Annotated in this window: 7 protein-coding genes, 1 tRNA gene and 1 pseudogene; 3 read left to right on the top strand and 6 right to left on the bottom strand. The window is 69.6% G+C overall.

What is annotated here, in order from left to right; all coding sequences use genetic code 11:
* The 3 genes and pseudogenes from E3T33_RS08245 to E3T33_RS08235 form a co-directional block, all read right to left on the bottom strand.
* Positions 1-346, bottom strand: a pseudogene (locus tag E3T33_RS08245) (hypothetical protein); the annotation flags it as partial.
* Entirely contained in the window at positions 343-927 is a 585-nt protein-coding gene (locus E3T33_RS08240) for a sigma-70 family RNA polymerase sigma factor (RefSeq protein WP_241982879.1), read from the bottom strand. The gene E3T33_RS08240 and the pseudogene E3T33_RS08245, both read right to left, overlap by 4 nt.
* 307 nt (positions 928-1234) lie before the next feature.
* Entirely contained in the window at positions 1235-1864 is a 630-nt protein-coding gene (locus tag E3T33_RS08235) for a DNA-directed RNA polymerase subunit beta (protein WP_092322235.1), read from the bottom strand.
* Between the two features lie 91 nt (positions 1865-1955).
* Between E3T33_RS08235 and E3T33_RS08230 the strand changes: the two genes are divergently transcribed.
* The 3 genes from E3T33_RS08230 to E3T33_RS08220 all read left to right on the top strand — a co-directional run bounded on the left by E3T33_RS08230 (position 1956) and on the right by E3T33_RS08220 (position 5086).
* Positions 1956-2028, top strand: a tRNA-Lys gene (locus tag E3T33_RS08230).
* Between the two features lie 113 nt (positions 2029-2141).
* Positions 2142-3323 carry a MarP family serine protease gene (locus E3T33_RS08225; RefSeq protein WP_134575109.1) on the top strand — a complete coding sequence of 394 codons (1182 nt, stop codon included), beginning with the start codon at positions 2142-2144 and terminating at the stop codon, positions 3321-3323.
* 116 nt (positions 3324-3439) lie between these two features.
* The gene (locus E3T33_RS08220; RefSeq protein WP_092322238.1) at positions 3440-5086 is read left to right on the top strand and encodes an AMP-binding protein; all 1647 of its coding nucleotides are present in this window, start codon (positions 3440-3442) and stop codon (positions 5084-5086) included.
* A gap of 38 nt (positions 5087-5124) precedes the next feature.
* Here E3T33_RS08220 and E3T33_RS15225 read toward each other — a convergent pair whose 3' ends face one another.
* The 3 genes from E3T33_RS15225 to E3T33_RS08205 form a co-directional block, all read right to left on the bottom strand.
* Positions 5125-7032, bottom strand: coding sequence for a PKD domain-containing protein (locus tag E3T33_RS15225; RefSeq protein WP_166784444.1), 1908 nt, complete (start codon positions 7030-7032; stop codon positions 5125-5127).
* A 161-nt stretch (positions 7033-7193) separates the two neighbouring features.
* Positions 7194-8486 (bottom strand): DUF445 domain-containing protein, encoded by a 1293-nt coding sequence (locus E3T33_RS08210; RefSeq protein WP_241982878.1) that lies wholly within the window; start codon positions 8484-8486, stop codon positions 7194-7196.
* On the bottom strand, positions 8479-9426 hold the full coding sequence (locus E3T33_RS08205) for an aldose 1-epimerase family protein (RefSeq protein WP_134575108.1): 948 nt from the start codon (positions 9424-9426) through the stop codon (positions 8479-8481). The genes E3T33_RS08210 and E3T33_RS08205 overlap by 8 nt, the downstream gene beginning before the upstream one ends.
* Between the last annotated feature and the right edge of the window lie 2 nt (positions 9427-9428).

The raw sequence follows: 9428 nt of genomic DNA, 5'->3' as shown, positions 1-9428 counted from the left end.
CGGGCGCCGCGGCGGGCACGCCGACGCCGGACTCGGTCACGCCGGCGGCCGGAGCGGCCTCGGGCGCCGACTGTTCGGCTGGAGCGGCCTCGGGCACGGGAAGCGGAGGCAGCTGCGGGGTGGAGGCGAGCCGGGCCATCAGGCTCGCCTTGAGGCCTTCGGACGGCTGGACCGGGTCCGCCGCCAGGCCGAGCGCGAGCGCGGTGTCGCCGAGCTCCGCCGCCTCGGTCCTGGCCTCGTCGGATCCGGCCAGGTACGCCTCGTAGACGTCCTTGTCGTCCGCGCCGAGCGCGTTCAGGGCATAGGCGCCGGACAGGTCGGCCGGGTTCTGCTTCTGCTCGGTCATGACGCCACCCCCAATTCGTCTCGCAAGCGGATCATCCCGTCACGCAGACGGGTTTTCACGGTGCCGAGCGGAATGTCCAGGCGTTTGGCGACTTCGCTGTGACTGAACCCGCCGTAGTACGCGAGGCTGACCGCCTCGCGTTGGAGTTCCGTCAGTCTGGACATCGCCTTCTTCACCCTTTCGTGCTCGATTCGAACTTCTACGGTTTCGGAAACATGGTCGTATTCGACCGCGAGATCGCGGATTCCGATCTTCTGGTCCCGGTCGCGCCCGGCCTGCGACGCGCGAATCCGGTCGACCGCCCGCCGGTGGGCCATCGTCATAATCCAGGTCGATGCCCCGCCACGCGTCGGTTCGAACCGCGTAGCGCTCTGCCAGATCTCCAGGAAGATCTCCTGGGTCACTTCTTCGGACTGTGCATGGTCGACCAGCAGGCGTTTGACGAGGCCAAGAACCCGCGGGGCGATCTCGTCGTACAGTTCTCCGAATGCCGCCTGGTCCCCGTGCGCGATCCGGCCGAGCAGCTCCTCCCTGGTGGCAGGAGCCGTCGACTCGGAGTCGTACGTGGAGTCGGCAGTCATGAGAACAAGCATGTCAGGTCTCGTCATGTTCCATGTAGAGGGTTCGGTGCCGAGTCCCGCGCGGATTGGTCGAATGTCTCGTGTCCGGGCAACCGGTGGCCCCCTCGACAGTCGCGTGGGACGACCGGAGGTGGACGACCGGAGGTGAAGGTCGGGCCGCAGAACGCCTCTCGGCGTGCGGCCGCTCTAGGCGGCGAATATTGGAGCCCGGGGTTACTGCGGCCCGACCATAACCCAGTGTAAACGAGGTCGGCCGCGGTCGGCGCGCTGTTCGCCCTGAGCGATGGCCTCGCCCGGGGCGGCTCGTTCAGTCGAGCGAGTGGTGGCGCCAGAGGCGGGCGCAGGCGGCGAAGTCCTGGGCGGTGGTGGAGAACCGGAGCGCCCGCGTGGTGAGCTCGGACGACCGGGCCGGCTCGGTGGCATCCAGGTCGTCGGCAACGCTCGTGCACCCGGCTCCGGTGACCCGGCAGAACGCGGCGGCGCGGTCGAGTGCGACGGCGAAGTCGCCGGAGAACGCGCCGCGGAGGATCTCGTCGGCCACCGCGATGATCTCGGCCGGTCCCGTCGGGATCGACGCGCCCGCCACGACGGGGTCGATCGACACGGTCACGTCCACCCCACGCTGGTAGAGGAACGCCGTGCCGTCGGGGTCCTGCCGGATCAGCAGCCGAATCAGGTACATGCGCCAGAGCGCGCCGGGCAGGCTGCGGGGCGTGGCCCGGGACCACAGCTCGGCGACCGTGTCGATTCCGTGCTCGTCGGTGTACGCGATGAGGCGCTCGACGATGCGCGGATCCGGGTCGCTGCGCACGCGGGCCAGGAGGGCCTGGGCGGTTTCATGGGCGACGCGGCTGATCGACGCCGGGTCGTCCCCGCCCTGGAACGATTCGAACTTGCTGCCGGAGAACTGGGTCGGCTTGTGGAAGTCCTCTGCCATCGTGTCCTCCCTCGGTTTGTCGGATGGTCGTGGGCCTGCATCAACGGTACCGACAAAAGCTCCGGGAAATCCGCGATAGATTATTACCCGCGGGCCTCTAGCTCAGTTGGTAGAGCAAAGGACTTTTAATCCTTGGGTCGTCGGTTCGAGCCCGACGGGGCCCACCCTCGCGCCTCTCGTGCGCCTCCGGCGCCGAATCAGGCAGCTTCGCTCCCAGTTCCCTCGGTTATCCTGATCGCGGCCCGCGAACACTACGAGCGATACGAGAGGATGCCGAATGCAGGACCCGATCCTCCTGGACGTGCTGCTCGTGCTCGTGCTCGTCGCCTCGCTGGTCAACGGCTATCGCAGCGGCCTGGTGCGCAGCCTGAGCGGCATCGCCGGGATCGTCGCCGGCGGCACCGTCGCGTTCTTCCTCGTTCCGCTGATCGGGCCCTGGATTCAGGCACCGGAATGGCGCACGCCGGTGACCCTGGGGGCCGCACTGGTGCTCGTGCTCGGCGGCTTCACGGTCGGGGAGTCGATCGGCCACGCCATCCGTCGCCGCGCGCACCGCACGAGACTCCGCGTGGTCGACCGGGTGCTCGGCGCGGGCGTCGCCCTGGTCGCGACCGCCCTGGTGATCTCCATGCTGGCGTTCAGCATCGGCGCCCTCGGGGTGCCGTTCCTGTCGCCGGCGATCGCCTCGTCCGGAACGGTCCGGACGATCAACGAGCTGACCCCCGACCCGGTGGAGCGCTTCCTCGCCCAGCTTCGCTCGAGCGCAGTGGAGGATGGGCTGCCCCGCATCGTCGAGGCCTTCACCGGTCCCAGCCCGGACATCCCCACTGTCGATACCGGCAGCCCCGCCCTTGTCACCGCGGCGCGGTCGGTGCTGAAGATCACCGGGAACGCCTATGCGTGCGGGCAGAACCAGTCGGGCAGCGGCTTCGTCGTGGCCGCCGGCCGCGTCGTCACGAACGCGCACGTCGTCGCCGGCGTGAGCGAACCTGTGGTCGAGGTGCCGGGCGGCGGCGCCCTGCCGGGCCGGGTGGTTTACTTCGACCCGGTCGACGACCTCGCCGTGATCGCGGTCAGCGGCCTCACCGCAGCCCCGCTCCAGCTGACCGGGAACCTCGCGCCGGGAACCGAGGCAGTCACCGACGGCTACCCCCTCGGCGGCCCCTTCGACTCCGATCCGGCCGAGGTGATCTCCGTCGCCTCGGTCGGCGTGGCCGACATCTACGGCCAGAACCCGTCGCCGCGGCAGGTCTACACGCTCGCCTCCGACGTGCAGCAGGGCGAGTCGGGCGGGCCGCTGCTCAGCCTCGGCGGAGAGGTGGCCGGCGTCATCTTCGCCAAGGCCGAGGACACGCCCAACGTCGGCTACGCGCTGGCGATGGAGGAACTCGCGCCGGTCGCGGCCCGGGCGGCATCGCTTAGCTCACCGGTCGCATCCGGTCACTGTGTCAACGACTAATTGTACCCGGCAGCACCGCGGCGATTCGTGCGCCTGGGGCCGCCATTGGTACGTTGCTCGGTAGCAGTTGTCACTCTCTTCGCTGAGGCTGGCCCGGCGATCAAAGGAGATCCTGCATGCTCTCGTACACCGACGCACCGTCAGACCAGCCGCTTCTCGAATGCACCATCGGTGTGGATTTCGAACGAAATGTGGCGCTGTTCGGCGATCGTGACGCCCTCATCGAGGCCGCCACGGGCCGAAAATGGACCTACACCGACCTGAACGCCGAGGTGGATGCGCTGGCCCGCGGCCTGCTCTCCCTCGGGGTCCGGCGCGGCGACCGGATCGGCATCTGGTCGCCCAACTGCGCCGAGTGGACGATCGTGCAGTACGCCACCGCGAAGGTCGGAGCGATCCTCGTTAACGTGAACCCGGCGTTCCGCTACGGCGAATTGGAATACGTCGTCAGGCAGTGCGGGATGCGCATGCTCATCACCGCCCCGTCGGACAAGAACAGCGACTACGCCGCGATGGCGCGCACGGCGCACCAGGACTGCGAGGACCTGGCCGAGCTCGTCTTCATCGAGCCCGACGGCCACGCACGGCGTCCGGGCGAGTTCAGCTACGCCGAGGTGGCGGCCGGGTCGGCCGACGTCGCCCCGGCGGAGCTGGCCGCGCGCCTGGCCGGACTCGAAGCGACCGACCCGATCAACCTGCAGTACACCTCGGGCACCACGGGCTTCCCCAAGGGCGCCACGCTCACGCACCGCAACATCCTCAATAACGGATTCTTCATCGGCGAGCTGCTCGATTACACCGAGCAGGACCGGGTCGTGCTGGCCGTGCCGTTCTACCACTGCTTCGGCATGGTCATCGGCAACCTCAATATCTACTCGCACGGCGCCGCGGCCATCCTCCCCGGCCGCAGCTTCAGCCCGGCCGCGGTGCTGCAGGCCGTGCAGGACCATCGGGGCACCTCGCTCTACGGCGTCCCGACCATGTTCGTCGCCGAGCTGGCGCTGGCCGACTTCGCCGACTACGACCTCTCCACCCTGCGTACCGGGGTGATGGCCGGGTCGACCTGCCCGGTCGAGGTGATGAAGCGCGTCATCGGCGAGATGCACATGAAGGATGTGGCCATCTGTTACGGCATGACGGAGACCGCGCCCGTCTCGACGATGACCCGCAGCGATGACGGCATCGACCGCCGCACGTCGACGGTCGGCCGGACCATGCCGCACCTGGAGAACAAGATCGTCGACCCGGACACCGGCCTGACGGTGGAGCGCGGCGTCATCGGCGAACTGTGCACGCGCGGCTACAGCGTCATCTCCGGGTACTGGAACGAGCCGGAGAAGACCGCCGAGGCGATCGACGGCGACGGCTGGATCCACACCGGCGACCTCGCCGTCATGGACGAGGCCGGGTACATCAGCGTCGAGGGCCGGATCAAGGACATGGTCATCCGCGGCGGGGAGAACATCTACCCGCGCGAGATCGAGGAGTTCCTCTACCTGCACCCCTCCATCCAGGACGTGCAGGTCATCGGCGTCCCCGACGAGAAGTACGGGGAGGAGCTGATGGCCTGCATCATCCTCAAGCCCGGCGCCGAGATGATCTCGGCCGACGACCTCGCCGATTTCTGCCGCGGCCGACTCGCCCACTTCAAGGTGCCCAGGTTCACGGACGTCCGGGAGAGCTTCCCGATGACGGTCTCCGGCAAGATCCGCAAGATCGACATGCGGGACGAGGCGATCGCCCGGATGCGCCTGGGGGCCTGAGCTCCCGGGGCCCGTGCCCCGGTGTCCGTGCCCCGGAACTACCCGGTGGGCCCGGCCCGGAGGTCGTCGAAAGAGACGACGAGGGTGCTGGGGCTGGCACTGCCACTCAGGTAGTTGTACAGGCCGATGCCTCCCGCCGACTGGAGCGCGGCGGTGGAGTCGGTGGCGGTGAGCTGCCAGGCGACCGGCTCGGTCGTGCCGACCTTCCACACCGTGGCCCGGATCGTCGTCGGCGAGAGTCCCGTCACCTGCACGCGAAGCTGGAGGCGGTCGCCTGAGAGGTAGGTCAGGCCGGGGACGGTCGTGCTGAGCAGCACCGTGTTCGTGCTGCGCTGCAGCTGCAGCTTCACCGATCCGTTCGCATCCACGACGACGCGCGCGCCGTAGGTGGCCGCGCCCACGCGCCGCCCGATCAGGCCCGCATAGATGCTGCTGGCCGTCGGCCTGGTGAAGGACACCGTTGCGCTGAGCTCGGTGTCGCTGGAGGACACGCCGTCCAGGTACGCGAACCGGTTCGACCCGGCCGGGCTGGTCACTGCGGCTGCGCCGCCGTCGACGGCGAAGTTGGCCGCCGTGCCGGACGTCGTCCAGGCTCCACCGATCTCGGCCGACCCGAGGCCATTGCTGACCGTTCGGGTGAACGAGTCCTGCGCCAATGTCGACCCCGCGGGCGGCGGTGGTGGGGGCGGCGGTGTGACCTCGGACACCGTGAGAGCGTGGCCGACCGTACCCGTGGCGCCGGCATTGTCCGTCACCGTCAGGGTGACCTGGTAGGTACCCGCGGCGGCATAGGTGTGGCTCGCCGTCACGCCGGTCGCCGTCGCCCCGTCACCGAAGGTCCACGCATAAGACGCAATCGTCCCGTCCGCGTCCGTGGACCCCGACCCGTTCACGGTCGCGGTCAGGGCATTCGCGCTGCTCGTGAACGCCGCGACGGGCGCCGCGTTCGACGCGACGGCGCCGAAGGGGATGCGCTGGACCTTCAGCACCGCCGCATCGGCCACGACGGTGAACTTCGTCCACTCGCTGGTGCCGCCCTTGACGGTGATCCTGGACAGGTTCGGCACAGCGGATGCGACGCCATAGTAGGAGCGCCAGGTCGACGACATCAGGGGCTTGTCGCTGGCCCAGTTGTGGGTGTCCCCGTTGACCAGGAAGACCGGTTTGGCGAAGCTCAGGCTCTCGGCTGCGATCGTCTTCACGAGCGATTGGAAGGCGGTTCGGTAGGTCGAGCCGTCCGCTCCGGGGGCGAACATGTCCGCCTGCGTGATCAGGACCACGGCACGGCTTCCGTTGGCCCTGGCCTGCGCGAAGGCGTCGCGCATCAGGGTGTTGCCGGCGTTCGTCCGGGCGGTCACCTCCGCCTTCTGCGCCGTCGTCGGCGATGAGTAGCCCAGGCCCGTCCACGTGTTGAGGTCGTTGTTGGAGCCGACGATGTGCACGGCCGCGATGGTCATCCCGCCGGCGTCGAAGAGCACGTTTTCGGGGTACCCTGACTGCGCGCTGACGCCGATCCGGTTCATCCCCAGCGTTGTTCCCGGGGCCGGGAAGAACGTCCTGCGCACAGCGCTCAACCGATCCAGGGGGTTGGCCTTCCCCACGGTCGCGCGGTGGCAATCGGCCCATTCGTTGTCGCCGGGAGTGTAGACGAAGGGGTCGACGAATCGGTCGAACTGTGTCTTGATCGCCGAGTAGTACGAGTCGGTGCAATTGAGGGGGCTACTGATGTCGCCGAGATGGCTGGCCAGCTGAACCGTAGGGTCGGCATTGATCTGGTCGATCTGACGGGGGAATGCCGCAATCTGGGCGGACCCGTACGGCACGTCGCCGATCACCGCGAAGGAGAACGAATCGGCGGCGGCGGCCGGCACCGGGGCGCCGGCCAGCGGGAGGCCGGCCAGCAGGAGCGCCGCTGCAATGACGGGGACGAATTTCCTGGATCGCACGGATGCTCCAAGCCGGGCGCGCTGCCCACGATGACGACGACGGAGCCTGCGACATGCACGAGTCGAAGGAGGTCCGGACAGCAAAAACGGTACACCGGGCGCGCGAGTCTCCGCTACGGCCATAAGGAGATTGGCCGCGGAGCGCCCGGCGGGTCAGCGGATCAGCGGGTCAGGGCGAGCATTCCCTGGGCCACCGCGAAGATCACCAATCCGGCGAGCGCGCCGACGACCGTGCCGTTGATCCGGATGAACTGCAGGTCCCGGCCCACCTGCAGTTCGATCTTCTCGGACGTCTCGGCGGCATCCCACCGTTCGACGGTTTCGGTGATCACCCCGGCGATCTCGTGGCGGTAGCTCTGCACGAGGTGGCTGAGCGCGTCGGCCAGCCAGCGGTCGATCCGGGCGCCGAGGGCGGCGTCTTCGGCCAGCCGCTCCCCGACATCCGTCACGGTCGACTGGATGCCGGCGCGCAGGCCGCTCGACGGGTCGGCCAGGGCGTCCGCCAGCGTCGCCTTGGCCGACTCCCAGGCCTCGCCGGCGAACTCACGCAGCCGGGCGTTGTCGAACAGGCCGGCCTTCAACGACTCGACCCGGGCGATGGTGTCCGGGTCGTGCTGCAGGTCGCTCATCAGTTCGGCCAGGTACCGGTCGATCGCCTGCCGGAGCGGATGCCCGGGCTGCGCTCGCACCGCGGCGACGAAGCCGAGCACCTCCCGGTAGGCCTTGTCGTCGACCATCTCGCCGACGAAACCGGGCAGCCATCGCGGCAGCCGCTGGGACACGGCATCCCCGAATGCCTCCGGGTGAGCGGCCAGCCAGTGTTCGGTGCGTTCGAGCACCGCGTCGACGGCCGCCTCCTGCTGCCCCGCGGCGACCAGGCGCGAACCCACCCGGCCGAGGCTCGGCGCCCACTCCGGGCGCAGCAGGTGCTCGCGCACCACGGCCTCGATCAGGTCCTTCACGGCCTCGTCGCCGAGCAGCCGGAGCATGCCCGTGCCCGCGACCGCGAGTTCGTCGGCGACCCGCCGGGCGTTCTGCGGCCGACCCAGCCAGCCGCCGAGCCGCCGGGACACCCCGAGGGACTCGAGTTTGCCGCGCACGACGACTTCGGAGAGGAAGTTCGTCTCGACGAATTCGCCCAGGCTCGCGCCGATCTCGTCCTTGCGCCGGGCGATGATGTTCGTGTGCGGGATGCGCAGCCCGAGCGGGTAGCGGAACAACGCGGTCACCGCGAACCAGTCCGCGATCGCGCCGACCATGCCGCCCTCGGCCGCGGCCCGCACGTACTCCAGCGCCGGGTAGCGCTCCTGCAGGGCGAAGGAGACGGCGAAGACGACGGCCATCACGCCGAGCAGCCCGGCCGCGAGGCGCTTCATCCTCGTGAGGGCCGCCCGGCGGGCCGCGTCCTGCGGGCCCAGGGCGGGCCGGGCCGGGGCCGTCCGCGCGTCAGCCACCAAAGCCCTCGTGACGGATGCCCCAGCGCAGGGTCCAGGACTCGCCCGGCGCCAGGGCGCGCAGGCCGGCCCCTGAGTTGAAGGCGTTGGCGGGCGCGGTCATCGGCTCGATCGCGACGGCCTGCCCGCGCACGGGTTCGCTTCCTTCGGCGCTGACCGGGAAGTTCCGCGGTGTGAACACCTGCACGTACCGCATGTTCTCATCGCCCCAGAGCACGACGCAGCGTCCGTCCGGCGCCGTGAGCGAGTGCTCCGTGCGCCCGTTCGTGAACGCCACGCTGCCGAAGCCGTCGTCGAGGTCGAGGTCCCGCACCGTTTGGCCGTTCCGGAGGTCGAAGGGGGTGCCGTCGACCGGCGTCTCGCCGACCGGGTTCAGCCGGTCGTCGACGTCGATGTGGGTACCGGCCGCGACCCGCAGCACGAGGTCGCCGGTGGGCACGTCGCCGATCTTCAGGTACGGGTGGGCGCCGAGGGCGACCGGGGCATCCGCCTGCCCGACGTTCCGCAGAACGTGGGTGACCTCGAGGCCGTCGGCGGCCAGGGTATAGGTGACCTCGGTGTCGAGCTGGAACGGGTAGCCGGTCTGCGGGAAGACCGTGGCGCCGAGGGTGACCGATCCCGCCGTGCGGTCGAGCTCGCGGTAGGGAGCGAACCGGAGCAGGCCGTGGCTGGCGTTGCGCAGGGCCGGCTCGGTCAGCGCGAGCTCCCGCTGCACGCCGTCGTGAACCCAGACGCCGTCTCGGATGCGGTTGGGCCAGGGAACCAGCACGATCCCGGCGGCCTTCGGCGGCACCGCCTCGGACGGGAAGGTTTCGACCAGGTCTATGCCGCCAACGGAATACGCCCGGAGGCCGGCCGCGACCTCGGTGACGGTCGCCCGGGCCGGCCCGGCCGGCGTCGCCGCCGTCAATTCGTACTGGTGTCCCGTTGCTGCGCGCATGG

It is taken from the genome of Cryobacterium sp. TMT1-2-1, assembly GCF_004403955.1.
Classification (GTDB): domain Bacteria; phylum Actinomycetota; class Actinomycetes; order Actinomycetales; family Microbacteriaceae; genus Cryobacterium; species Cryobacterium psychrotolerans.
Note: the sequence above shows the minus strand (reverse complement) of the source record. Positions and strands in the feature narration are given on the sequence as shown.

What these genes read in the sequence shown, in the direction of transcription:
- E3T33_RS08240 (WP_241982879.1), bottom strand. Translation starts at nt 927, where the DNA reads ATGACTGCCGACTCCACGTACGACTCCGAGTCGACGGCTCCTGCCACC.
- E3T33_RS08235 (WP_092322235.1), bottom strand. Translation starts at nt 1,864, where the DNA reads ATGGCAGAGGACTTCCACAAGCCGACCCAGTTCTCCGGCAGCAAGTTC.
- E3T33_RS08225 (WP_134575109.1), top strand. Translation starts at nt 2,142, where the DNA reads ATGCAGGACCCGATCCTCCTGGACGTGCTGCTCGTGCTCGTGCTCGTC.
- E3T33_RS08220 (WP_092322238.1), top strand. Translation starts at nt 3,440, where the DNA reads ATGCTCTCGTACACCGACGCACCGTCAGACCAGCCGCTTCTCGAATGC.
- E3T33_RS08205 (WP_134575108.1), bottom strand. Translation starts at nt 9,426, where the DNA reads ATGCGCGCAGCAACGGGACACCAGTACGAATTGACGGCGGCGACGCCG.